Here is a 25,806-nt window from a genome sequence, read left to right on the forward strand (position 1 = left end):
TTGAATGGCTATGTGCTTAGGCATCGGCGAGCAGGCGCGCGAGCGTCTGGCGATAGTCGGCGTAAAGACGCGTTTCGTCGCGATGGCGGCGCTGCGCGATCACTTGCTCGCCGCCCGTATAGACATCGAGCACCGGCGTCTCGCCGTGTTCGCAAAACACCACCGACGAGAGCCACGTGCGCGGCGTCTGCCCGGCCAGATTCGGATGCTGCGGATCGAGCACGATCCAGTCGGCACGCGCGCCCGCTTCGAGCGCGCCCACCTGACGCCCCGTCGCCCGCGCACCGCCCGCCAGCGCACCGGCATACAACCGGTCGGCCACATACGCCGTTTGCGGCGAAGCGAGCACGTTGCGCTCGCGGCGCACGAGACGCTGGCCATATTCGAGCAGGCGCAATTCCGCGCGCCAATCCACGCCGATATGGCTGTCCGAGCCCACGCCAAATGCGCCTTGCGCGTCGAGATAATCGTTCGCGGGAAAAATGCCGTCGCCGAGATTCGCCTCGGTGGTCAGGCACAAGCCCGCCACCGCGCCGCTGCACGCGAGCGCGAGCGTCTCCTGCGCATCGACGTGCGTCGCGTGCACGAGGCACCAGCGCGCATTCACGTCGAAACGATCGAGCAGCCATTGCACCGGACGCGCGCCTTCGGTTTCGATGCACGCCTCGACCTCGGCGGTTTGTTCTGCGATGTGAATATGCACGGGCGCGCCGGGCAACATCGCGTCGAGACCGTTGAGCATGTCGCGCAACGAATCCTGTGAGACCGCGCGTAACGAATGCGGCGCGACCCCATAGCGCAACGCGCCCTGCTCCGGATACGTTTCGCGCAGCGCTTCGATCATCTCGAGCAATTGCGCGGGCGTGTTGATGAAGCGCCGCTGATCGTCGCGCGGCGCACGCGCGCCAAAGCCGCTGTACTGGTAAAGCACCGGCAGCATCGTCATGCCGATGCCCGTCTCGCGCGCCGCGCCCACCACGCGCTGCGCGAGTTCGGCGGGACTCGCATAACGCCGGCCGTCCTGCGCATGATGCACGTAATGGAATTCGCAGACGGACGTATAGCCCGCTTTGAGCATTTCCACATAGAGCCAGCGCGCGATCGCGCCGAGATCGTCGGGCGTGATGCGAGCGGCGAAGCGATACATCAGATCGCGCCAGCTCCAGAAACTGTCGGTGGGATTCGCGCGATACTCGGTGAGGCCCGCCATCGCGCGCTGAAACGCGTGAGAATGAAGATTAGGCATCCCAGGTATCACCGGACCGGCGGACGTGGTCACGCCCGCGGGCGCGCTCACGAGATCGGGCTGCACGCGCAGCAACGTGCCCTGCGCGTCCCATTCGAGTAACACGTTGCGGCGCCAGCCATCCGGCAGCCACGCATGCGCGGCGAACAGCGCGCGCTGAGGGAAATCGGAATTCAAGGTATTCATGCGCGTTGATCGCGTTCGAAAACGGTTTGGCCGCCGCGCACGACGCGCGCGCACAGCGGACGGCCGATCCAGTAGGCGAGTTCGGCGAGCGACTGCACCTGCCAGACCGCAAAATCGGCGGGACGTCCCACACCGAGCGTGCCGTGGCGCGCGGTGTCGCCGAACGCCTGGGCCGCGTGCCGCGTCACGCCTTGCAGCACTTCGGGCACGGTCATGCGGAACAGCGTGGTCGCCATATTCATCATCAGCAACAGCGAAGTCGCGGGCGATGTGCCGGGATTGCTGTCGGTGGAAATGGCAATCGGCACCTCGTAGCGGCGCAGCAGATCGAGCGGCGGCAACTGCGTTTCGCGAATGAAATAATACGCGCCGGGCAGCAGCACGGCCACGCTGCCCGCTTCCTTCATCGCGGCCACGCCCGCTTCGTCGAGAAACTCCAGATGATCCGACGACAACGCGCCATAACGCGCTGCCAGCGCCGCGCCGCCGCTATTCGACAATTGCTCCGCATGCATTTTCACGGGCAGATTGCGACGCGCCGCCGCTTCGAACACGCGCTCGCTCTGTGCGATCGAAAAGCCGATGCGCTCGCAGAACACATCGACGGCATCGACGAGGCCTTCGTTGGCGAGCGCGGGCAGCATGCGCTCGCACACTTCGTCGATATAGGCGTCGGCGCGTCCTGCGTACTCGGGCGGCAAGGCATGCGCGCCCAGAAACGTCGTGCGCACCGTGACCGGATAACGCTCGCCCAGTTGCCGCGCGACGCGCAGCATCTTGCGCTCGGCGTCGAGTTCGAGGCCGTAGCCCGATTTGATTTCGACGGCCGTCACGCCTTCCGCGAGCAGCGGTTCGAGACGCGCGGCCGATTGCGCGAAGAGTTCGGCTTCGCTCGCCGCGCGCGTGGCGCGCACGGTCGAGACGATGCCGCCGCCCTGGCGCGCGATTTCCTCGTAGCTCACGCCCGCGAGACGTTGCGCGAATTCATCGGCGCGCTGGCCGCCGTAGACCAGATGCGTATGGCAGTCGACGAGACCCGGCGTCACCCACGCGCCGCCGAGGTCTTCGCGCGGCCATTGCGCGAACGTCGCGGGCAGATCGGCCGCCGCGCCGAGCCACGCAATCGTGCCGTTGTCGACGGCGATGGCCGCGTCGTCGAGCGTGTCGCGCGGGTCGCCCTGCGCGCAGAGATTGAGGTGGTGCCAGACGGTTTGATTCATGGCGCTTTCTTCGGATGTCGTTGCACGTTCAACGTAATGGCGAGCAGCGCGCCCTCGCCTTGCGTTTCGATTTCGGCGGCCTGAGTGGAGTCGATACGCAGCGTGTCACCGGTTTCGAGCGCGATCCATTCGCCATCTTCGACGCGCGCGCGCGTGACGCCTTGCGCGCCATACAGCAGCACCGTATCCGTTTGCGCGGGAATGCGATGCGAACCCGCCTCGCGCCAGACCTCGAGCGAGCCGTGCGCCACGTCGCGGCGCACCATCAGGTTGAAATCGCGCGTGGCGCCATCGACAAGACGCGCGTCAATCGACGCAGCGCCGTCGAAGCGCGCGATATCGAGCACGCGCGTCAGCGCATGCGTCGACAAGACATTCGCGCCGCCAGCATCATGCTCGTCGAGCAACATGCCCGCGCCTTCGAGCAAGACGAGCGTGCGATCCACGCCCGCGAAGCGCGAAAACGGACCGGCTTGCGCGACGTCGGCCACGCTCACACGCCACGCGAACGCGACGTCGTGCGCAACCTCATCGGCCGACACAGGCGCGAATTCCGCCGCGATCTCGCGCGTGACGCCGCCGCCGTTCTTCCACGGCGACGCCACCCGATCCGCGCCGCGCAGCAGCGTCAGCCGCGGCGCGGGCGTCGTGCGAGCTTCGCTCATCGGCCCAGCATCGGCAGCTTGAGACCGGCTTCACGCGCGGTCTGCTGCGCGAGTTCGTAGCCGGCGTCGGCGTGGCGCATCACGCCCGTGGCCGGATCGTTGTGCAGCACGCGGCCCAGACGCTCGTGCGCCGCCTGCGTGCCGTCCGCGACGATCACCACGCCTGCGTGCTGCGAGAAGCCCATGCCCACGCCGCCGCCGTGATGCAGCGACACCCACGACGCGCCGCCCGCCGTGTTCAGCAGCGCGTTGAGCAGCGGCCAGTCGCTCACGGCGTCCGAACCGTCCTTCATCGATTCGGTTTCGCGATTCGGGCTCGCGACCGAACCCGTGTCGAGGTGATCGCGGCCGATCACGATCGGCGCCTTCAGCTCGCCGTTCTTGACCAATTCGTTGAACGCCTGACCCAGACGATAACGATCCTTTACGCCCACCCAGCAAATGCGCGCGGGCAGGCCCTGGAACGCGATGCGTTCGCGCGCCATGTCGAGCCAGTTGTGCAGATGCGGATCGTCGGGAATCAGTTCCTTGACCTTCGCGTCGGTCTTGTAGATGTCCTCGGGATCGCCCGAAAGCGCGACCCAGCGGAACGGACCCTTGCCTTCGCAGAACAGCGGACGGATATACGCGGGCACGAAGCCCGGAAAATCGAAGGCGTTGTCGACGCCCATTTCCAGCGCCATCTGGCGAATGTTGTTGCCGTAATCGAGCGTGGCCGCGCCGCGTTCCTGCAGCGTGAGCATCGCCTGCACCTGATGCGCCATCGACTGCTTCGCGACCTTGATAATGCTCTCCGGCGCGACCTTCTGCGCCTCGCGCCATTGCTCGACGCTCCAGCCTTGCGGCAGATAGCCGTTGATCGGATCGTGCGCGCTGGTCTGGTCGGTCACGCAGTCGGGCGTGATGCCGCGCGCCACGCATTCGGCGAACACGTCCGCCGCATTGCCGAGCAGGCCCACCGAGACCGGCTTGCCCGTCTGCTTCGCTTCTTCGACGATGGCGAGCGCCTCGTCGAGCGTCTTCGCCTTGCGGTCGACATAGCGCGTCTTCAAACGGAAGTCGATGCGCGTCTCGTCGCATTCCACCGCGATCATCGAAAAGCCCGCCATCGTGGCCGCGAGCGGCTGCGCGCCGCCCATGCCGCCGAGACCGCCCGTGAGAATCCAGCGGCCCTTCGGATTGCCGTTGAAATGCTGGTTCGCGACCGAGTAGAACGTTTCGTAGGTGCCTTGCACGATGCCCTGCGAGCCGATGTAGATCCAGCTGCCCGCGGTCATCTGGCCGTACATCATGAGGCCCTTGCGGTCGAGTTCGTGGAAATGCTCCCACGTGGCCCAGTGCGGCACGAGATTCGAATTCGCGAGCAGCACGCGCGGCGCGTCGGCATGCGTGCGGAACACGCCCACCGGCTTGCCCGACTGGATCAGCAGCGTTTCGTCTTCGCCGAGATCCTTCAGCGACGCGAGAATCTGATCGAAACATTCCCAGTTGCGCGCGGCGCGCCCGATGCCGCCATACACGACCAGCGCATGCGGATGCTCGGCCACTTCCGGGTCCAGATTATTCTGGATCATGCGATAGGCGGCTTCCGCCAGCCAGGTCTTGCAGACTTTCTCGCTGCCGCGCGGCGCGCGGATCGTGCGGGAAGGATCGAGGCGGGGATCGGTGAAGTTCGGGTGGTTCATGGCGTTCGTTCGTCTCGGAAGTCTCGAAAGAAAAGTTCTGGCGCAAGCCGCGCGGCCAACCTGATGCAGGGGAATCCCGGGAATTCAAGGTGAGGCGTGGTGGCAACGTGAGAGCAAGTCTAACCCCGTCAAGTTGTATATACAACTCGTTTCAATAAAACGAGCGTAGGGAATTACCCTGGAGATTTTCCGGGATTTTTAGCGTGTTAGCGGGGAGTCGAGCGCCTTGAATCGGCGCTCATTGGCTAGACAAGATGCTGCGACGTGCGCGCCCGGAAAGGCGCGCAGTGGAGAAAGCGGAGAAAGCGGAAACGCGAGAAGAACGGGAAGAAAGCGTCAGACCGTGCCGGCCAGATGAAAGCGCGAAGCCGGATGCCAGAGCCGCACCGACGTCGCCACGTGCCGGCCGACCCACGTGCGGCGCAGCAGCAGCAAACAAGGCTCGCCGATCTCCATCGCCAGATACTGGCGCACGCGCGCATCGGGCTTCTGCGCGTAGATGCGAAATTCCGCGCGCTGGATCGGCGCGAGCCGCACCATATAGTGATTGGGCGTTTCGACCGTGAAATCCTGCTGGAGATAATCGGGAAACACCTCGGGATTCACATAGCGATCCTCGTACTGGATCGGCTCGCCCTCTTCGCTGTGCACGATGCGCGAATGGAACACCGGCCCGCGTTCGAGTTCGAGCGAGGCGATGGCGTTCTCGTCGTCGCTGGCTTCGAGCGCGAGCACGTTCGCGCTATGGCGATGGCCGCGCGCGGCAATTTCGTCGGCGATATTGCGGATCTGCAGCGCCGTCGACTCGTATTGACGCGGCGCGACGTAGGTGCCCGAGCCACGCACGCGGTTGAGCACGCCGTCGGCCATCAGCTCGCGCAGCGCGCGCGACACGGTCATGCGCGCGACGCCGAATTCCTTGACCATTTCGGTTTCGGAAGGCACGACGTCGCCCGGCTTGAGCGCACCGCTTTCGATCTGCGCGAGGACGTGACGCTTGATCTGTTCGTAGGCGGGCAGTGGCGCACCGTGAGCCGGCTTTTTTTGCATGGTGTCGAGCGGAAAATGAACCGGCCACATTGTACCGTTCGCGCTCGGGGCCGCCGCGCGCGGCGTTGTCGGCGGCCAGGCCGGGCTCGCTCGCGCCGCGCGCGAGGGCCACGCGCTTGCGTGCTAAGATCGGCGGCTTCTGAACCCAGACTGCACCCGGACCTGACCGGTCCAGGCCACGTCCGGCCCGCTTGCGGCGCGCGTTCGCGACGCTGCTCCACTTCACGCCACTTTCACGCGCGCTCCGAGCGAAACGACCTTGAACGCACCGACCCAACTCATTTTCCTGCCGGGCGCCTCGGGCGACCCCGCGTTCTGGCAACCGATGGCGAACGCGCTCACCTACGAAGCCGAGCATCAGTTCCTCGCCTATCCGGGCTTCGGCGCCGAACCCGCCGATCCGGACGTCGAAAATTTCGAGGACCTCGTGCGCCGCCTCGTGCAACGCATCGACCGTCCGACCGCGCTGATCGCCCAGTCGATGGGCGGCGTGCTGGCCTTGCGCGCGGCGCTCGCGAAGCCCGCGCTCGTCACGCATCTGGTGCTGGCCGTCACCTCGGGCGGCCTCGACATGCAGGCGCTGGGCGCGAGCGACTGGCGCGAGAGCTTCGGCAAGGAAAACCCGCATCTGCCGGACTGGTTCCTGACGCTGCGCGAAGATCTCACGGGCGAACTGCCTTATATCCAGCAGCCGGTCATGCTGCTGTGGGGCGACGAAGATCCCATCAGCCCGCTCTCCGTGGGCGAAAAGCTGCTCGAATTGCTGCCGAATTCCGAGCTCGATCTCGTGAACGGCGGCGGCCACGATCTGGCCAACGCGCATGCGCGTGTGCTCGCCCCGCTCGTCGACGAATTCCTGCAGCAAGCCTGACGTCCTTCACGCGCGCGGCGTCCTGCCGCGCGCGCTGTCTCTTCCGATCTCCCCGCTTTTACGCTTTTACGTCTGCCGCACGCTCGACGTTCCGGCCGCGCGCCCGCACGTCCCGCGCTTTCCTTTTTGCTTTCAACATCTTTCATTAACCATTCAATCGACGGCGATCTGCCTTGAAAAAGCCGCGAACTGACGCGATTGCGGCTTGACATTCAGCGGGCATAAAGCGACTATTGGCCGGTTCGATAAACGAAACGTAGTTCGCATTGCGAACGCACGATAACAACAACGAGCAGGCCGCCGCACGTCGCCGTGACACCTCGTGACACGCCGCGCGTGGCGCACATCAGCTTGCAGCCACACACTGCGCGACTCATAACAGCATGAAAAGAGACAACCCTCCCATCGCTCAACCGCAATCCGCCAAAGGCCGCGGCGTCGTCGCCGCCCTCGTCTATGTGTTCGAGCGGGTCATGCCCGACCCCTTCGTTCTCTCGATCTGTCTCACGGCGTTCGTCGCCGTGCTCGCGCTCGCGATTGCGCCGCAAGGCCATATTCCGACGCTGCTCGACGCCTGGTACACGGGCACCTTCGGCATCCTCGGCTTCGCGCTGCAGATGATCCTGATTCTCGCGACCGGCTATGCGATCGCCGAAGCGCCGATCGTCCAGCGCGGCCTGCGCGCGCTCGCGGCGAAAGCGCAGACGCCCGCGCGCGCCGCGCTGCTGGTGTTTCCGGTCGTCGCCGTCGCCGCGTGGCTGAACTGGGGCCTCGGCCTCATCGTCGGCGCGCTGCTCTCGCGCGAAATCGCGCGGCGCGTGAAGGTCGATTTCGCGTGGCTCGTGGCCGGCAGCTATTCGGCGTGGTCGATCTGCAATAGCGGCCTGTCGAGTTCGATCGCGCTCTCGCAGGCTTCGCACGGCAACGCGCTCAATCTGGTCGAAAAGGCCACGGGCCACGTCGTGCCGCTCGCCGAGACCGTGTTCGCGCCGTTCGTGTTCGTGCCGACCGTGCTGGTGGTCGTCGTGATGACCGCGATCTTTATCCGCATGCACCCGAAAGCGGAAGACGTGGTGGCCTTCAATCAGGCCGCGCAGGACGAAGACAGCGCCCCGAGCGACGACCCGCACGCGCGCATCAGCGACACGCCGTCGTTCGCCACGCGCCTCGAACAGTCGATGCTCGGCACGCTGCTGCTGCTCGTGCTGGGCGTAGGCTTTCTGGCGATGGAATGGAGCGAAAAAGGCTTCGATCTCGACATCAACACGACCATCCTGACCTTCCTGCTGATCGGCCTCGCGCTACAGCGCACGCCGATCGCCTACGCGAACGCGATCCGCCGCGCCGCGCGCCAGACCGGCTCGATGCTGCTGCAATACCCGATCTACGGCGGCATCATGGGCATCATGAAAGGCACCGGTCTCGCGTCGATGATCGCCAAGGCGTTCGTGACGATCGCCACGCCGGTTTCGCTGCCGATCTGGAGCTACCTGAGCTCGCTCATCATCACGCTGCTGGTGCCGAGCGCGGGCGGACACTGGGCCGTGCAAGGGCCGTTCGTGCTGCCCGCCGCGCTGAGCCTGCATGCGTCGGTGCCGCGCACCGCGATGGGCGTGGCGATGGCAGAAAACGTCTCGAACATGCTCCAACCATTCTGGGCCGTGCCGATCGTGGCCATCGCGGGCATCCGCATCCAGCGCGTGATGGGCTACACCGCCGTGACGTTCGCGGTCTCGCTCGTGATCTACGCGGTCGCGCTCTGGCTGGTGCCGTGATTGGTGCCCTGATGGGTGCCGTAATCGCCTGATTGTCGATCGTCGCGCTTTCACCGGCGACACAGCATTCCCCGCTTCGGCGGCGCAACGGCGCCGCGCCTGCCGCGTGTGTTTCTCGCGCGGCCCGGCGCGGCGCCGTTTTTTCGTGCGGCATCGTGCGCTTTCGTAGTTCGCGCACCCCGCGCGCGAATCGGCGACAATGAGGCTCGCCCGGCAGCGCGCGGGCTTCGCCACCGACCGAACCGAAGGAGCCCGCCGTGACCGCCAACCCCTCCGCCGACGATCTCGATCCGCGCCTGCTCGATTTCGCGCGTGAAGTCTTCGACACCGCGCGCCGTGGCGAAGCCGCCACGCTCGCCTCGCTCATCGATCAGGGCCTGCCGCCCAATCTGCGCAACGATAAAGGCGACAGCCTCGTAATGCTCGCGAGCTACCACGGCCACGCCAACGCCGTGCGCGCGCTGGTGCAACGCGGCGCCGATCCCGACCTGCGCAACGACAACGGCCAGACGCCGCTCGCGGGCGCCGCATTCAAGGGCTACACCGAAGTGATCGCCGCGCTGCTCGACAATGGCGCCGACGTGGAAGGCGCGTCGCCCGACGGCCGCACCGCGCTGATGATCGCGGCCATGTTCAACCGTGTGGACATCGTCGAAATGCTGATCGCGCGCGGCGCCAATCCGTCCGCGCAGGACGGCGCGGGCAATACCGCATTCGACGTCGCGAACGGCATGGGCGCATCCGACGCCGCCGCCTGGCTCGCACGCGCAAGCGGCAGAACGGTTTAACCCGCCGCCGTTTTACGCCGCGATTTAAGGGCTCGAATCGCAACGGCATTGCTCGATCGCACCCGCTCGACGCGCCTCACGCCTGGCGCGATCCGACCGTCCGGCACGAATGCGCCACGCATGCTCGGGACCGCTGCACCCCATGCCGATTGGCGCGCTGGCGCACACAGCCCTGGTGTCACTCCTGGTTTGCATACGAGGGCCTCCAGGCGACGCTACGCCTGTAGCCCGCGTAAAGCGGCACGTGTGTTGCTCCAGCGCGTTTACGTGATATTGTTTTGGCACTGGAGTCGTAACGTGCATGTGCCCGTCAATCGAACTTCGTCACCTTCGCGAGCGTCGCCATGAGTGATGTACGCCACCATCTAAGCCCGCGCGACCGCGTGGAATTGCTCTGCTGGCTCACGTGTGGGAGCCTCGGGGCCTACTACCTCAACGAATCCTGGCCGAACGCGGCTTTTCACGTGCAGGCGGCCCACAAGTGGCTCGATCGCCACGCGCGCGAAGCCGACTGGCTCGCCATCGCGCGGCTCACCGCCATCGCACAGGAAATCGCCAAGCAGCACGCATGGTTCGTCGACGCGACCTGGGCGCGCGACGCCGTCGAGGAAATACTCGACACCGACGACCTCAATTACCAGGCGAAGCTGGTTTTGCAGGTGCTCAAGGACTGCGAGCTCGCGCTCTCCGACCGCCGCGCCGCTGACTAGCCGCTTCGCTTCATCACGCGCCCCGCATCTTTCTCCATCAGACGATGGAGGCGGCGCGCGCGACGCCCGACCATACTCAGGAACGCAGCGCGGGCCCCGTCCGCGCATTCGCGGCCTCGCGCCGCTGCGGGAGCGTTCCGATGATCCCTTCTCCAGTTGCGGGCACCGTCGTGGCCGTGGTTCTGTGCGCGTGCGCGTCGGCGACGAGCACCGCGGCATTTGCGCAGCGCAACGCGCCAATGACCGGCATGAATAGCGGCAAACAGGTGCAGAAAATCGCGCCGAAGACCGACCGCAAATCGCTGCACGTGGCGAAAGCGACGCGCGCCGAACCTCAGTCGCTGCGCTATCTGCTAGCGGAATCGCCTTGAATGCAGCGCGCATTCACACTCATTTTTTCAGCGACCGCTCCGCCATTCACGACTGCGGAGCGGCTTTCGTCGTACCGTCCACCCCGTTCTCGCCCGCCGACGGCGTCCAGCCATAACCAAGCGCTTTATAGAGGCTCACGATCTGCGCGAGCTGCTGATCCTGTAGAGACGATTGCTGTAATTGCGCGCTGAATAAACTGCGTTCCGCATCGAGCACTTCCAGATAACTCGTATAACCGCCTTCGTAAAGATCGCGCGACAGCGCCGCATATTGCGTGAGCGCTTCCACCTGACGCGTCGTGGCGTCGAGCTGATCGCGCGTGCGCGCCACGCCGACGAGCGCATTCTCCACGTCGGCGAATGCCTGCTGGATCGTCTGCTCGTAACTCAGCAACGCTTCCTGTTGCACCGCTTCTGCCTGATGCACCGAGCCCGCAATCGCGCCGCCCTCGAAAATCGGCTGCGTCACCGACCCCGCGAACGACCAGATGCGCGCCGGTCCCGTCCATAAGCCCGAGAGCGCCGTGCTGGCCGCACCGAATAAACCCGTGAGCGAAATCTGCGGAAAATATTGCGCGCGCGCCGCGCCGATCGATGCGTTGGCGGAAACGAGCGCCTGCTCGGCCTGGAGAATATCGGGGCGGCGCTCGATCAACGACGAAGGCAGACCCGCCGGAATGGCCGGCGCGGTCAATTCGGTAATCGATTTGCCGCGCGGAATCGGCCCCGGATTCTGACCGAGTAACAGCGAAATTGCCGTTTCCTGTTGCGCGATCTGCTGCTCGATTGAATACACCGACGCCTGCGCGGATTCATATTCCGAACGCGCCTGACTCAATTGCAATTTCGACACCACGCCGCCCGCAAAACGCTCGTTAAACAGATCGAGCGCGCCCTGGCGGCTCTTGAGCGTCTCTTGCGCAATCGTCAGTTGATTGTCGTAATCGCGCAATTGCAGATAACTCGACGCCACATTGGCAATCAGCGCAATCCGCGTGGCCTGTTGCGCCGATTGCGTGCCGAGATAATCGGCGCGCGCGGCTTCGGTTAAACGCCGCAGACGCCCGAACAGATCGAGTTCCCACGACGCCACGCCTTCGAGCTGCACCTGATTGCCCACTACGGGTGGATAGCCGGGCGCGGGCACGCCACGGCTGCGCGACGCGCCGAAATTCGCGCCGATTTGCGGAAACAGGCCCGCGCGCGTCACCACGTAGCGACCGTAATATTCTTCGATACGCGCGGCGGCGATGCGCAAATCCTTGTTTTGCGCGAGCGCTTTCGCAATCAGATCGTCGAGTACCGGATCGTTGAATTGCGTCCACCAGTCGAGCGACGGATCGACCACTTCCGCGCCGGGCGCGGCAAAACGATAGGACGACGGCGATTCCACCGTCGGCCGATGATAGTCGGGCCCCACGGCGCAGGCCGCGAGACAGGCCGCAAAACAGGCCGCGAGCGCGAACGGTGCGGTGCGTAACATGGCGCGCTGGAGTATCGGCGTCATGGCTTCAACCCTCCTGCGCGGGCGGCGCCGACGGCGGCGGCAGGTTCGGCTCGGGCTTCGGCGTCTTGCGCGACGACAGCGTTTCGAGGCCCCAGAAGAACATCGGGATGAAGAACAGTGCGATCACCGTCGCGCCGAGCATGCCGAAAATCACGCCGGTGCCCAGCGAGCGCCGGCTCGCCGCCGACGCGCCGCTGGCGATCGCAAGCGGCACGCAACCGAGAATGAACGCGAGCGACGTCATAATGATCGGACGCAGCCGCAATTTCGCGGCGCGCAACGCCGCGTCGTAAGGCGACAGCCCTTCTTTCTCGCGCATTTCCACCGCGAATTCGAAAATAAGAATGGCGTTCTTCGCGGCCAGCGCAATCAGCACCGTCAAACCAATCTGGAAATACACGTCGTTTTCCATACCGCGTATGAAAATGCCCACCAGCGCGCCAAACAACGCAAAGGGCACGGCGAGCAGCACGCCGATCGGCAGCGACCATTTTTCGTATTGCGCCGCGAGAATCAGGAACACCATCAGCAACGCGAAGGCAAACACGAGCGCCGCCGTCGAGCCCGCCTGCTTTTCTTCGTAGGCCTGGCCGCTCCATTCGTAGTTGTAGCCGTCGCCGAGCGTTTCGCGCGCGATCTCTTCCATTGCCGCAATCGCTTCGCCGGAACTGTGACCGGGCGCGGCATCGCCGGTCAGCTTGGCCGCCGGAAAATTATTGAAGCGATTCACGATATCCGCGCCAGGCACGAAACGGACCGTGGCCAGCGCCTTGATCGGCACCATCTGCCCACTGGTATTGCGCACATAAAGCTGCTGAATATCTTCCGGCCGCGTGCGATATTGCGGCTCCGCCTGCACGATCACCTGAAACAGACGGCTGCCCTTTGGAAACTGGCTCACGTACGACGAGCCGAACATCGTCTGCAACGCGGAATAGACATCCTGAATCGGCACGCCGAGCGTTTCCGCGCGCTCGCGGTCGACTTCCACCAGCAATTGCCGCGAATTGGTATTGATGGTCGAATTCACGCTGCGTAATGCGGGATTCTGGCGCGCCTTGGCAATGAATTGGCGCACCTTTTCCTCGAGTTGCTGATAACTGCCGTCGCCTGTGCTCTGCAGCCAGAATTCGAATCCGCCCGTGGTGCCGAGGCCCGGAATCGAAGGTGGATTGAGCGGCACCACCGCACCGTCCTTGAAGCCCGAAAACACTTTCGTCGCCGCGCGAATCAGATCCTGCGCCGTGCCGTTTTCGCCGCGCTCCTTGAAGCCCTTGAGCGTAATGAACAGCGTGCCCGCATTCGATTTATATTGCGAGTCGATCAAGCTATAGCCGATAGGCGCCGCCACCGAACTCACGGCGGGTTGCTTTGCGAACCAGTCTTCCGCCTTCTTCGACAATTCTCCGGTGCGGTCGAGACTGGCGGCGTCGGGCAACACGACGGCGCCGAGCAGATAGCCTTGGTCCTCCACCGGCAAAAACGACGACGGAATGGTTTTGAAGAGACCACCCGTGGCGATCAGCATCACGACGATCAATCCGATCGACAGCAGCACGCGGCGAATCGCAGTCTGCACCCAACTGCCATAGCCGTTGGTGAGCCGGTCGAATCTGTCGTTGAACCAGCGGAAAAAGCGGTTCTTCTTCTGCTCGCCCGGCTTGAGCAGAATGGCGGCCAGTGCGGGCGACAGCGTCAGCGCGACCACGCCCGACAACACCACCGACACTGCGATCGTCACCGCGAACTGTTTATAAAGCTGGCCCGTGATACCGGAAAGAAACGCCACAGGAATAAACACCGCAAGCAGCACGAGCACGATGGCCACCACCGGCCCGCTCACTTCGTCCATCGCGCGTTTGGCCGCTTCTTTCGGCGGCAATTTGAATTCGCTCATATTGCGCTCGACGTTTTCAATCACGACGATCGCGTCGTCCACCACAATGCCGATGGCCAGCACCATGCCGAACAAGGTGAGCATATTGATCGAAAAGCCGAATGCCTCCATGCCGATGAACGCCCCGATAATCGACACCGGCACCGCGAGAATTGGCACGAGTGTCGCGCGAAAACTCTGCAGGAAGATGTAGACCACCAGAATCACGAGTATCACGGCGTCGCGCAGGGTGTGCACCACTTCGCCGATCGACTCGCGCACGAATTCGGTGGTGTCGAGCGCCACTTCGTATTTCAGGCCGGGCGGGAAATTCTTCTTTAATTGCTCCAGCGTCGCACGCACCTGCTTGGCCACTTGCAGCGCGTTCGCGCCCGGCTGCTGATAGACCGCGATCAGCGTCGCCGTTTTGCCGTTATAACGGCCGCGCAATGAATAATCCTTCGCACCGAGTTCCGCGTGACCGATATCCTTGATGCGCACGATGGCGGCGTCGCCAGACCCCGCGCGCAAAATGATGTTGTCGAAATCGACCGGCTCGGTCAGACGCCCTTTGGTCGCCACCGGAAACGTCTGCTGCACGGGCGCGTCGGTGGGCGACTGGCCTAATCGTCCCGCGGAAAACTGCTGATTCTGCGCGCTGACGGCGTTCTGCACGTCGGCGACTGTGATGCCCAGTTTCGCCATGCGATCAGGTTTGAGCCAGATGCGCATCGCGTAGTCGGCGGAACCGAAAATCGACGCCTGATTCGCGCCCGGAATACGCTTGAGCGCGTCGAGCACATACACGTTCGCGTAATTCGCCACATACGCCTGGTCATAAGCGTTGTCGGGTGAATAGATCGCGATCACCATCATGAACGCCGACGAGCGCTTTTGCACCGAGACGCCTTGCGCCGTCACCGCATCGGGCAGCGTGGGCAGCGCGAGATTCACGCGGTTCTGCACGTCCACCTGCGCGAGCGACGGATCGGTGCCGATATTGAAATACACCGTGAGCGTCATATTGCCCGTCGACGAACTCGACGAACTCATATACATCATGTTGTCGGCGCCATTCACCTGCTGCTCGATGGGCGCGGCCACATTCTGCGCGACGATGTCGGCGCTCGCGCCCGGATACGTGGCGCTCACGGTGATCGTGGGCGGCGCGATGTCGGGAAACTGCGCAATCGGCAGATTGAACATCGACACCAGGCCCGCCACCACGAGAATAATCGAGAGCACCGACGCGAAAATGGGCCGGTCGATAAAGAAGTGGGATAACTTCATCGCTCACCCCCCTGCGGTGGGCGAGAGCGTGACATCCACGCGGCGCGACTTGTCGGGAGGATCGGTGGCGACGATGCGCGCGGGTTTACGCATGTCGATGCGTGCGTTCTGCACGCCCGCCACGATCAGCGCCGCCCGCACCGTCGCCGCACGCGAGGCGGCCAGACGTTCGTTCGCGGCATACGAGCCGCTTGAATCGGTGTAGCCGGAGATCACCACGTGCGTGTCCGGCGCACTCACGAGACGCTGCGCGACAGCGGCCAGCGCACTGGCCGATTGAGCGTCGAGGCTGGCGCTGCCGACTTCGAAATAAAGCCGGGTCAGTGCAGCGGCATTCGCTTCGGTCGACGTCGCCGGGGCTGCGCTTTTCGCACTGGAAGCGCTCGCGCCGTTTTGCGGAGCAGCCTGCTTCGCTGATTCGTCAGGATTCGCGACTTGCGCATTGGCGGTATCCGCGCCGGGGATTTTCACGCTGGCCGGCGGTGTTGCCACCACGTTTGCTTTTACGACAGCGCCCGGCATCAGCCGCAAAGTATTGTCGACCACAACGCGGTCCCCCGCGTGCAGCCCGGAACGAATGACCCAGTCGTTGCCATTCCACTCGCCCGTTTCCACCGAGCGCTGCTGCGCCTTGCCATCCTTGTCGACAGTCCAGACATAGGCGCCGCGCGGCCCCTGCATTACCGCGTCCTGCGGCACCGCCACCGCGCTCGCGCGATCCGCGCCGAGCAACTTGATTCGCACGAATTGGCCCGGACGCAACGCGCCAGTCGGATTCGGCACTTCGGCACGAATCAGATACGTGCCGGTTTCCGTGCTCAGCGACGCATCGGTAAAGGCAATGCGGCCGCGATACGGATACACGCTGCCGTCCGCAAGCACGATGACCGCTTCGAGTTTGCCAAGCTGCGGAAACTTGAGCGCGCCGCTCTTGATCTGCGTGCGCAGATCCAGCATCTCGTTCTCGGACAACGAGAAGTTGATCCACATGGGATCGAGTTTGGCGACATAAGTGAGCAGGCTATTGGTGGCGTCGATATACGAGCCGTCCTGCTTCTTGGCGAAACTCGACAAGCCGGTCACCGGCGCGGTGATGGTCGTATAGCCGAGATTGAGGCTCGCGCTCGTGACATTGGCACGCGCCTGTTCGAGCGCAGCGGCCGCGGCTTGCTGCTGACCGACTGAGTCGTCGAGGTCTTTCTGGCTCAAGGCGTTCTTGGCAACGAGCGGACGCACGCGATTCAGGTTGGCCTGCGCCGTATCGAGCCGCGCCTTCTGCTGCGCATATTCGGCGCGCGCCGCGTCGAGCGCAGCCTCGAACGGCTTGCGGTCCATCACGAACATCACGTCGCCCTGATGAACCAGCGCACCTTCCTGATACACGCGCTTTTCCAGAAAGCCATTCACGCGCGCGCGAATTTCGACCTGCTGCGAGCTTTCCGTCTGCGCGACGTAATCGAATACCACGGGCACATCGCGCAACGCGACGTCGATTACATCGACATTGGCAGGCGGCGGCGCCGACGCAACGGGCGTCTTCTCATGGCACGCAGCAACTCCAAGCAGCAATCCCAACGACAGGCACAAACGGGCAAGCCGGATTCCGCATAACATGCTGTTCTCTCCGTTGTCGACGATCTACGCTGGACCGACGAACCCGAGGCGAGTCCGGTTTTGCCGGACGTGCTGCGCCGCCTTGAAGCTCGGAGCAGATATTACTGCGTTTCCCGTAGGGGCACGTTGATGTTTGCCATTCTCGTGAGTTTGCTACGCATGGCGAAATAATCGCCAACTGCATTACATCGACGGAAATGAAATCGGGGGATTGCAAACATGTGCGATTCAAGTAACGACTCAGCAAACGCTTCAATGCGTTGCAATGCGTTTCAACGATCGCGCTCCAATTGCCTGATTGCGCCGAATTCCGCGCCTGGCAACGTACGGATCAGCAGAGCCATGGCATCCGGCACGCGGCTGCGTTCGAGCGCGACATGCAGACAGGCGAGTTCGCTGCGCCGGTCGATGTCGATGGTATGCACGCCCAGTGCATCGCCGAGCATGCCGTGCAGCAGCCGGCGCGCGAGTTGCGCATCGGGTGGTGCGACGCGTACGATCATCTGCACGCGCGCGGCGCGCTGCGTCGCGTACGAGGCATCAAAGCGTGCGCCGCGCGCCTTCGGTTTATGTGACGAAGTTAAAGCGAGACAATGCGGAAGGAGCGATGCCATGTCGTGCGGTCGCGCGCCGCCGGATTGCGCGGCGCGCGTGCTGTTGAACATGGCTCGATTCTAGAAAGACGCGCGCAAAAAACGCGTTAAAAAAGGGGCAACGTGCGCCAAAAGCGCATAGCGCACGGCAATACGGGCGCATGTCAATCGAGCGGACGGCCCGCCGGTTCGCGAATCAACGGCAATGCCAGCAACGAAACCGCCCCGCAGCCAATCAGATACCACGCGGGCGCAAGCGGATTGCCGAGCAGTTTGATGAGCCACGTTGCGAAGAATTGCGCAAAGCCACCAAATATCGACACACCCACGCAGTACACGATCGACATGCCCGTCACGCGAATCGATTGCGGAAACAACTCGGGCAGCATGACGATATTCGGCACAGCCGTGAACGCGACGAGTGCGCCCAGCACGGCCACAACGGCCAGCACCATGCCGACGGTCGGCATCGCGTGGATCAGCATGAACGCGGGATAGATCGCGGCGATCAGCAGCACGCGCGAGACGCCGAAGACCCACTTGCGCCCCACCCGGTCGGAGAGCCAGCCCGCGAACGGCGAGCAGACCGCCGTCACGAGCGCGGCCACGAGCGCGGCGCTCATGCCGACTGAAACCGGCAGGCCGAGAATCCGGATCGCGTACGTCGACATGTAGAACAACACGATGTAGTTGGCCGCCGTACCGCCTATCGTCGTGACCACGCCCGCGACGAGCGCCACGCGATGGCGCGTGAAAATCTCGCGCAACGGACGCGCGATGTCCTCGGCGGCGGTGCTTTCTGCGGGTTGCGCGTGAACGAGGGTTTCGTCGAGATGGCGGCGAATATACACGCCCACCGGCGCGACCAGCATGCCAAGCACGAACGGCACGCGCCAGCCCCAGCTTTCGAGTGCCGAAGGCGTGAGTGCTGTCGAAAGCGCGACGCCGATCAGCGCGCCGCATACGGCGTTGAGCCCCTGACTCACGAACTGCCAGCTGCCGTAGAAGCCACGTGTGCGGTCGTCGGCGTATTCGAGCAGGAGCGAGGTGGACGCGCCCACTTCGCCGCCCACCGCAAAGCCCTGAATCAGACGCGCGAGCAAGATAAGCGCGGGCGCGAGCAGCCCGATCTGCGCATACGTGGGCGCGGAGGCGATGAGCGCCGAGCCGAGCGCCATCAGCCAGAGCGTAAGCGTCATCGCTGCTTTACGGCCCGCGCGATCGGCAAACGCACCGATGAAGACGCCACCCAGCGGACGCACGATGAAACCCACGCCGAAACTGCCGACGGCCAGCATCAATTGATTCAACGCGCCGTGCACCGGAAAATACAGAGCGCCGATGGTCGAGGCGAAAAAGCTGTACACCGTGAAGTCGAAAAACTCGAGGCCGTTGCCAAGCGTGATCGCGGCAATAGCCTTCGCACGCGTGGCGCGAGAATGCGCATGCGGCGGCGCACCGGAGTCGCTGTGCAGCGAAGTGGCGTTCATCGTGTGTCTCCTTCTGTCTCGACCCGAGCGCGTGGCACACTCGAATGCTGAATCGTTCGCTATCCGAATCAATTATTCGTAATCACGGCTGCAAGAAACGTTCGGTCAATTTCACCCAATACGCCGCACCCGTCGCGAGGCAGTCGTCGTTGAAATCGTAGCCGGGGTTGTGAACCATGCAGCCGCCCTCCCCGTCGCCGTTACCAATGATCAGGTAGCTGCCAGCGCAGTGTTCGAGCAGAAACGCAAAATCCTCGCTACCCGTGAGCGGGTCCATGTCGTGAATCAGACCGCCTTCGCCGAGCCAGTCGCGCGCCACGTCCTGCGCGAATGCAGTCATGGCCGGCTCGTTCACGAGCACCGGATAGCGACGCTGATAATCGATGCGCGCCGTCGCGCCATACACGCTCGCCTGCGCATGCACGAGCGCGGTAATGCGCTCCTCCAGCAGATCGCGCACGTCGGGACGCAGCGCGCGCACCGAGAGTTTCATCTGCGCGGTCTGCGGAATCACGTTGGGCGCGTCGCCCGCATGTATCGCGCCGACCGTGACGATCGCCATCTCGAGCGGCGGCACGTTGCGCGACACGATGGTCTGCAGCGCAAGCACGACGTTCGCGCACACCACCACCGGATCGATGGCCTTATGCGGCACCGCGCCGTGGCCGCCGCGCCCGTCGATGTCGATCACGACGGTATCCGAAGACGCCATGAACGGCCCCGCGCGAAAGCCCAGCTTGCCAGTCGGAAAGCCCGGCATGTTGTGCATCGCGAACACGGCGTCGCACGGAAAGCGCTCGAAGAGTCCTTCGTCGAGCATGCGCTTCGCGCCACCGAGGCCTTCCTCGGCCGGTTGAAAGATCAGATGAAGCGTGCCATTGAAACTGCGCGACTGCGCGAGATGTCTGGCCGCCGCAAGCAGCATCGCGGTGTGGCCGTCGTGACCGCACGCGTGCATCTTGCCCGGAATGCGGCTCGCGTAATCGAGCCCCGTGGCTTCGTGTATCGGCAGCGCGTCCATGTCGGCGCGCAGGCCCAGACGGCGCGTGCCGTCGCCCGCCTTGAGCGTGCCCACCACGCCCGTGCCGCCCAGCCCGCGATGGACCTCATAGCCCCACTCGGCGAGCCGCTGCGCGACCAGGTCGCCCGTCACGAACTCCTCGTAGCCGAGTTCGGGGTGCGCGTGAATGGCGTGGCGCAGCGCGATCATTTCAGCTTCGATCGCGGCAATTTCGGGCGGGATCGCCATCGTGTTCATCCGGAGTCTCCTGCATCGATACGGTTCGGTACGGTTCGGTACGGTTCGAGACTCAGGATAATGACGCCGCTTTTTCGCCGACAGCCCTACAATGGTTGGCCCGCCAACCAGAGGTATGCACTCGGGTTTTCCCTCATGAAGTTCCATCAGTTCCGGGCGCTCGTCGCCATGGCCGATACCGGCAGCATCCGCGCGGCCGCGCGTGCGCTCGGCATTTCGCCCGCCGCGGCCACCAAGGCCGTGCGCGAACTCGAAGCCGAGCAGCAGATCGCGCTGGTGACGCGCAACGCGAGCGGCATCGCCTTCACCGAGGCGGGCCAGGCGCTGCTCGTGCACGCCCGCGCGATCGTGCACCAGCTGTCGCGCGCCCAGGACGAACTCGACGCGCGGCGCGGCCGCGGCGGCGGCAAGCTCGCGATTGGCGTGACGCCGTGGCTCGCGCTCTCGTTTCTGCCCGACGCAGTCACGCTGTTTCGCGCGCGCATGCCCGACATGCACCTGGAGTTCTACGAGGGGCTGCTCAATATCGTGATGCCGCGTCTGCGCGACGGCTCACTCGACTTCTCGCTCGGCAAGCCCGGGCCGGCTTCGCTGCATACGGAATTCACGCAGACGCCGATCTTCGCCACCGAATCGGCCGTGGTCGTGCGCAAGGGTCATCCGCTGGAAGAAACGCATTCATTGCGCGATCTTCAGGATTGCGAATGGTTGCTCAACTGGGATCCGGCCAGCAAGGAAATGATCGCCGACGACGTGTTTCGCCGCCACGGTCTGCCGCTGCCGCGCACGGTGCACCTCGCGCATTCGTTCATCGTCGCGATGGGGCTGATCATGCACACCGACATGGCCAGCATTTTTCCGTGGCCGCTGGTGGAGACGCGCGTCGCGCGCGAGAATCTGCGCGCGCTGTCGCTACAGGAAGAAGTGGACCGCACCGTGGTGAGCGTGGTCGCGCGTCGCGGCGTGCCGCTCTCGGCCGCCGCGGAATGCTTTCTCGATTGCCTCAAGACGGCGATCCGCTCCGGGGAAGCCTCGCAGGACCCGGAGCGGCGCCGCCTGTATCACTCGATCGAGTTGCTGATCTGAGCGCCGCTTAGAACGACGTACCGATCTGGAACTGGAACTTCTGATACTGGTCGCCCGCATGCTTGACGATCGGGAAGCCGATGTCGAGCTTGAGCGGCCCGATCGGCGAAATCCATTCCAGACCCGCACCGTAGCTGTAACGCAGGCCGTTCGCGCCGGTGCTGTTGCCCTCCGAACCCCAGACGTTACCGCCGTCGAGGAACGTGAAGACGCGCAGCGTGCGGTCGTAGCCCGTGCCCGGCAGCGGGAACGTGAGTTCGATATTGCCGACCACCATCTTCGAGCCGCCGATCGGATCGCCCGTGCTGGAGTCGCGCGGGCCGAGCGAGCCCGACTCGTAGCCACGCACCGAACCGATACCGCCCGCGTAGTAGTTCTTGAAGATCGGGTACGCGCCGCCAATGCCGTTGCCGTAGCCGCCCTGGAAGTTCAGGCCCAGCACGAAGCCGCGTGCGAACGAGTAGTAATACTGCATCTGCGCGTCGGCCTTGTAGTACTGCAGGCCGGCAGGCGTGCCGTATTCGGCATTGGCCTGCGCAAAGTAGCCGCGGCTCGGCACCAGCGCGCTGTCACGATTGTCGCGCGACCAGCCCACCGTCAACGGAATGATGTTCGACACGCGGCCGAAATCGGCGACGTAATCCTTATACGTCTGCGGCGTTTCCGAGTCGATATCCAGACGATCCTGTTCGATACCGAGACCGAAATACACCATGTCGGTTTCGGAAAACGGAATGCCGAATTTCATGTCCGCGCCATACGAAACGATACGGAAGCTCGTGTCGTTGGTGCTCGAATAATAAAGCGGTTCGGTCGTGCGGTAATAGACGTCGGTAATACGCTTGATGCCGTCGACCGTGAAATACGGATCGATCTGCGTGACCGACAGCGTGCGGTACGTGCTCGCCGTATTCACGTTCAGCGAAAGCGTATTGCCCGAACCGAACACGTTGTCCTGCGAAACGCCCGCCGAAATGATCGGGCCTTCGCCCGAGCCGTAACCCACGCCCAGCGAAAGCGTGCCGGTAGGCTTCTCGGTCACGTTCACGTCCACGTCGACCTGATCCTGCGTGCCTTCCACGGGGACGGTCGTCACGTCGACGTTGGTGAAGTAACCCAGACGATTCACGCGGTCCTTCGAAAGCGCGAGGCGATTCGAATCGAACCACGCGCTTTCGAGCTGGCGCATTTCGCGGCGAATCACTTCGTCGCGCGTACGCGTATTGCCCGTGATGTTCACGTGACGCACATACACGCGGCGGCTCGGATCGACCTGCAGCGTCAGCGCGACGGTGTGATGCTGCTGATCGATCTGCGGTTCGGCATTGACGGTCGCGAACGCGTAACCGTATTCGCCGAGATGATCGACGAGCGCCTTGGTCGTGTCCTTGAGCTTCTGCGCCGAAAAACGCTGGCCCTTCTTCACGCCGATGAGCTTGGTGAGTTCGGCTTCGCGATTGAGCAGATTACCCGCGAGCTTCACGCTCGAAATCGTGTACGGCTCGCCCTCATGTATCGAGATCGTCAGATACATGTCCTTCTTGTCGGGCGACAGCGAGACCTGCGTGGAGTCGATATTGAACTCCAGATAGCCGCGGTCCAGATAGTACGAGCGCACGTTTTCCAGGTCGCCCGTGAGCTTGTCCTTCGAGTACAGATCGTTCTTCGTGTACCAGGAAAACCAGTTCGGCGTGGACAACTGCATCTCGTCGCGCAAGGTGCTTTCGCTGAACGCATTGTTGCCGATGAAGTTCACCTGGCGGATCTTCGCGCTCGGGCCTTCGATCACCGAGAACAGCAGCGCGACGCGATTGCGGTCGATCGGCGTCACGGTCGTCGTCACCTCGGCGGCGTAATAGCCGCGCGTGAGGTACTGGCGCTTGAGCTCCTGCTCCGCGCGATCGACGAGCGCCTTGTCGTAGCTGCGGCCCGGCGAGAGTCCCACTGCGCTGAGCGCCTTGGTCAGATTGTCCTTGTCGAATTCGTGAATGCCCGCGAAGTCGATCGTGCCGATCGCCGCGCGTTCCTGCACCTGCACGACGACCGTGCGCCCTTCGGTGGAAATGCGCACGTCGCTGAAGAAGCCCGTTGCGTAGAGTGCGCGGATCGCGTCGGAGGCCTTGTCGTCGGAGAAAGTGTCGCCCTGCTTGATCGGCAGATAGGCGAACACGGTGCCCGGTTCGATACGCTGCAGGCCGTCGATGCGAATGTCCTGGACCACGAAAGGATCCGCGGCGTGTGCGGTGGCCGCCATGCTCAGGCCGAGGCCAGCGAAGGTCAGCGCGCGGGTGTAGCGCGTGGTAGATGAAACCGTCATGCGGGAGGTCGAGAGTAAGGCCAACGGGAACGCCGCGTTGCGCGCGCGGCAAGAAGGACGGCTGCGGCGGGAGCCGCGGCCACGTGACGAAGCGGCCAGCGCACGGCCGCCATGCGCTATTGCACGCGCATCGAAGCGGGCCGCAGCGGCTTGGCGAGACCGGTCGCGAGCGACAGCACTTCAGTCATGTGCGCGGCTTGCGACGGATGCAGGCGAAACGACAGCTCCGCGCCGCCGGGCAGGCGGAAACTCACCACCAGATGCTGCACGGCGCCCGACTCGCGGCCGATCTCCCATGCCTCGCAGGGCATGGTGAATTTGACGCTCGCACTCTTGTGGCGAATGCGCTCAGAACGGCCGATCGCGTTGGAAAGCGCGGCCAGCAATTCATGCATGACCGAACAGTGCACGGCAACGCTGTCCGGCTGATTACTGTTCACCATCAGATACTGGCCATCCGCGGTCAGTTCGAAACCGCGCAGCGAGTCGATGGCAAGTGACGTGGACGTGGACATAGACGGCGCCTCCGTGACGAAAACCATCGGCGGAGTGTAGAGAGATGGCGCCGCGATGCCATTACCCTTAGCGTTACGCGTATTACTTTCATCAATATTGCCGCGTAAGAGATGGGCGATTTACGTCTCGACCATGCGGGCCGCATTGCACGCCGAGCCCGTATTTGACGGCGCAAAACGTAGTCCTTTCAAATTACGTCGCGCGAAATGGGGCGAGAGAGGCGGAAAATACGCCGTAACCAAAACGATTACCGCGACTGTCGATAAGCCGACAAGAAGCTGAACAGGAGATCAACGAGGCACGCGATTCGGCGCATACAAAACACGCAACGGGAAGGGTGGATGTCGAGCAGCGCCGCTGCCGCGTGTTTGCGGATGCGGCCGTATCGCGCGATGAATTGACCCCGGAGCGAGCGCGCGCGCAAGCGCTCGTCGCGGCGAGCCGGATTGCGGGGGCGGGCGGCGCCGGGTCGGTCCGTCCCCGTCCACGCTACAATGCGGCTGCCGTTATTCAGCCTCGTCCAGTCTCACCAGCCCCAACCGACATGCAGAATTCTAACCGGGCCTACCTGCTCGGGCCGTTGCTCAAAGGCGTTTCCCGCTCGTTCTACCTCACGCTGCGCGTGTTGCCCGTGGGCATGCGCGATCCGGTGGGCGAAGCGTACCTGCTCGCGCGCGCCGCCGACACCATCGCCGACACCTCGCTGATCCCGCCGGCCCAGCGCCTCGCGCTGCTGCTGGCCTTCCGCGAGCGCGTCAACGGCAACGCCGGCGGCGTGGCCGGCGATCAGTCCGACGACGCGCTCAAGCGCATCGCCGGCGAAGTCGCCGGTCAGCAGACGCAATCGGACGAAAAGCTGCTGCTCGAATCGCTCGACGGCGCGCTCGACGTGCTCGGCCAGCTCGACAAGGCGGACCGCGCGGCCGTGCGCGAGATCGTCACGACGCTCACGGAAGGCATGGAATTCGATCTGCGCACCTTCCCCGACGAGCGCTCGGGCCAGGTCGCCGCGCTCGGCACGTGGGACGAACTCGACCGCTATACGTATCTGGTGGCGGGCTGCGTGGGCGAGTTCTGGACGAAGATGACCTATATGCACCTGCCCGGCGCGCTCGATCCGGCACTGCGCGACACCATGTACCGGCGCGGCGTGCGCTTCGGCAAGGCGCTGCAGATGGTGAACGTGCTGCGCGATTGCGGCAAGGATCTGCGTATCGGCCGCTGCTATCTGCCCGCCACGATGCTCGCGCAAGCGGCGCTCTCGCCCGCCGACCTGATGCAGCCGGGCACCTCGGCCCGCGCGCGTCCGCTGATGTTCGGCCTCGTGCGCATCGCGCTCGATCATTTCCGCGCGGCCATCGACTACACGTTCGCGCTGCCGCGCCTGTCGCTGCGTCTGCGCCTCGCGTGCCTGTGGCCGATCCTGATCGGCCTCGAAACGCTCGAACGTCTCGTCGATAACGAGGACTGGCTCGATCCTGCGCGTCCGTCCAAGCTCACGCGCAACGACGTCTATCGCATTCTGGCGTGCTCGACGCTCGCCGCGCCGTCGAATGCGCTGCTCGATGCGTGGTTCAAGCGCCTGCTCAAGCGCATCGAGTCGCGCATGAAAGCGATCGAAGCGCATTAACACGCTGCCGATGCAAAAACGGCGCGAGCCCATCGAGGCACGCGCCGTTTTCAGTCCGGGCT

Annotated in this window: 20 protein-coding genes; 7 read left to right on the forward strand and 13 right to left on the reverse strand. The window is 64.0% G+C overall.

Going from position 1 to position 25,806, the window contains the following annotated elements; genetic code table 11:
* Positions 1 to 16: 16 nt before the first annotated feature.
* The 5 genes from G5S35_RS17180 to hutC all read right to left on the reverse strand — a co-directional run bounded on the left by G5S35_RS17180 (position 17) and on the right by hutC (position 6,052).
* On the reverse strand, positions 17 to 1,432 hold the full coding sequence (locus G5S35_RS17180; RefSeq protein WP_183039259.1) for a formimidoylglutamate deiminase: 1,416 nt from the start codon (positions 1,430 to 1,432) through the stop codon (positions 17 to 19).
* Positions 1,429 to 2,652 (reverse strand): imidazolonepropionase, encoded by a 1,224-nt coding sequence (gene hutI / locus G5S35_RS17185; RefSeq protein WP_183039260.1) that lies wholly within the window; start codon positions 2,650 to 2,652, stop codon positions 1,429 to 1,431. The genes G5S35_RS17180 and hutI overlap by 4 nt, the downstream gene beginning before the upstream one ends.
* Positions 2,649 to 3,317, reverse strand: a complete 669-nt coding sequence (locus tag G5S35_RS17190; protein WP_124261248.1) for a HutD/Ves family protein — start codon at positions 3,315 to 3,317, stop codon at positions 2,649 to 2,651. The genes hutI and G5S35_RS17190 overlap by 4 nt, the downstream gene beginning before the upstream one ends.
* Positions 3,314 to 5,002: a urocanate hydratase gene (gene hutU / locus G5S35_RS17195; RefSeq protein WP_124261247.1), complete on the reverse strand. Its 1,689-nt coding sequence runs from the start codon at positions 5,000 to 5,002 to the stop codon at positions 3,314 to 3,316. The genes G5S35_RS17190 and hutU overlap by 4 nt, the downstream gene beginning before the upstream one ends.
* Positions 5,003 to 5,338: 336 nt before the next feature.
* On the reverse strand, positions 5,339 to 6,052 hold the full coding sequence (hutC, locus tag G5S35_RS17200; RefSeq protein WP_237181429.1) for a histidine utilization repressor: 714 nt from the start codon (positions 6,050 to 6,052) through the stop codon (positions 5,339 to 5,341).
* 259 nt (positions 6,053 to 6,311) lie between these two features.
* Here hutC and G5S35_RS17205 point away from each other — a divergent pair, with 259 nt between their 5' ends.
* The 5 genes from G5S35_RS17205 to G5S35_RS17225 all read left to right on the forward strand — a co-directional run bounded on the left by G5S35_RS17205 (position 6,312) and on the right by G5S35_RS17225 (position 10,567).
* The gene (locus G5S35_RS17205) at positions 6,312 to 6,923 is read left to right on the forward strand and encodes an alpha/beta fold hydrolase (protein WP_065065908.1); all 612 of its coding nucleotides are present in this window, start codon (positions 6,312 to 6,314) and stop codon (positions 6,921 to 6,923) included.
* A 383-nt stretch (positions 6,924 to 7,306) separates the two neighbouring features.
* Positions 7,307 to 8,698 (forward strand): TIGR00366 family protein, encoded by a 1,392-nt coding sequence (locus G5S35_RS17210; protein WP_183039261.1) that lies wholly within the window; start codon positions 7,307 to 7,309, stop codon positions 8,696 to 8,698.
* Positions 8,699 to 8,955: 257 nt separating this feature from the next.
* Positions 8,956 to 9,486, forward strand: a complete 531-nt coding sequence (locus tag G5S35_RS17215; RefSeq protein WP_065065910.1) for an ankyrin repeat domain-containing protein — start codon at positions 8,956 to 8,958, stop codon at positions 9,484 to 9,486.
* A gap of 344 nt (positions 9,487 to 9,830) precedes the next feature.
* A complete protein-coding gene (locus G5S35_RS17220; RefSeq protein WP_065065911.1) occupies positions 9,831 to 10,196 on the forward strand; it encodes a hypothetical protein in 366 nt (121 codons plus the stop codon).
* Between the two features lie 140 nt (positions 10,197 to 10,336).
* Positions 10,337 to 10,567 carry a hypothetical protein gene (locus tag G5S35_RS17225; protein WP_183039262.1) on the forward strand — a complete coding sequence of 77 codons (231 nt, stop codon included), beginning with the start codon at positions 10,337 to 10,339 and terminating at the stop codon, positions 10,565 to 10,567.
* Between the two features lie 46 nt (positions 10,568 to 10,613).
* On the opposite strand, the gene G5S35_RS17230 is transcribed toward G5S35_RS17225, so the two are convergent.
* The 6 genes from G5S35_RS17230 to G5S35_RS17255 form a co-directional block, all read right to left on the reverse strand.
* Complete coding sequence (locus G5S35_RS17230) at positions 10,614 to 12,074, reverse strand: efflux transporter outer membrane subunit (RefSeq protein WP_237181430.1); 1,461 nt, start codon at positions 12,072 to 12,074, stop codon at positions 10,614 to 10,616.
* Positions 12,075 to 12,078: 4 nt separating this feature from the next.
* Entirely contained in the window at positions 12,079 to 15,240 is a 3,162-nt protein-coding gene (locus G5S35_RS17235; protein WP_065065914.1) for an efflux RND transporter permease subunit, read from the reverse strand.
* A gap of 3 nt (positions 15,241 to 15,243) precedes the next feature.
* A complete protein-coding gene (locus G5S35_RS17240) occupies positions 15,244 to 16,854 on the reverse strand; it encodes an efflux RND transporter periplasmic adaptor subunit (protein ID WP_074985940.1) in 1,611 nt (536 codons plus the stop codon).
* Positions 16,855 to 17,126: 272 nt separating this feature from the next.
* Positions 17,127 to 17,468, reverse strand: a complete 342-nt coding sequence (locus G5S35_RS17245) for a hypothetical protein (RefSeq protein WP_183039263.1) — start codon at positions 17,466 to 17,468, stop codon at positions 17,127 to 17,129.
* A gap of 143 nt (positions 17,469 to 17,611) precedes the next feature.
* Positions 17,612 to 18,937 (reverse strand): MFS transporter, encoded by a 1,326-nt coding sequence (locus G5S35_RS17250; protein ID WP_183039264.1) that lies wholly within the window; start codon positions 18,935 to 18,937, stop codon positions 17,612 to 17,614.
* Between the two features lie 82 nt (positions 18,938 to 19,019).
* On the reverse strand, positions 19,020 to 20,195 hold the full coding sequence (locus G5S35_RS17255) for a M20 aminoacylase family protein (protein ID WP_065065918.1): 1,176 nt from the start codon (positions 20,193 to 20,195) through the stop codon (positions 19,020 to 19,022).
* A gap of 135 nt (positions 20,196 to 20,330) precedes the next feature.
* On the opposite strand from G5S35_RS17255, the gene G5S35_RS17260 reads away from it, so the two are divergent.
* On the forward strand, positions 20,331 to 21,281 hold the full coding sequence (locus G5S35_RS17260) for a LysR substrate-binding domain-containing protein (RefSeq protein ID WP_183039265.1): 951 nt from the start codon (positions 20,331 to 20,333) through the stop codon (positions 21,279 to 21,281).
* 7 nt (positions 21,282 to 21,288) lie between these two features.
* Here G5S35_RS17260 and bamA read toward each other — a convergent pair whose 3' ends face one another.
* Both bamA and G5S35_RS17270 read right to left on the reverse strand, forming a co-directional pair.
* A complete protein-coding gene (gene bamA, locus G5S35_RS17265) occupies positions 21,289 to 23,535 on the reverse strand; it encodes an outer membrane protein assembly factor BamA (RefSeq protein WP_231957823.1) in 2,247 nt (748 codons plus the stop codon).
* A gap of 179 nt (positions 23,536 to 23,714) precedes the next feature.
* On the reverse strand, positions 23,715 to 24,113 hold the full coding sequence (locus G5S35_RS17270) for a hypothetical protein (protein WP_065065970.1): 399 nt from the start codon (positions 24,111 to 24,113) through the stop codon (positions 23,715 to 23,717).
* Between the two features lie 545 nt (positions 24,114 to 24,658).
* Between G5S35_RS17270 and G5S35_RS17275 the strand changes: the two genes are divergently transcribed.
* Complete coding sequence (locus G5S35_RS17275) at positions 24,659 to 25,744, forward strand: phytoene/squalene synthase family protein (RefSeq protein WP_124261241.1); 1,086 nt, start codon at positions 24,659 to 24,661, stop codon at positions 25,742 to 25,744.
* Positions 25,745 to 25,806: the final 62 nt, after the last annotated feature.

It is taken from the genome of Paraburkholderia tropica, assembly GCF_014171495.1.
In the GTDB taxonomy this organism is placed as follows: domain Bacteria; phylum Pseudomonadota; class Gammaproteobacteria; order Burkholderiales; family Burkholderiaceae; genus Paraburkholderia; species Paraburkholderia tropica.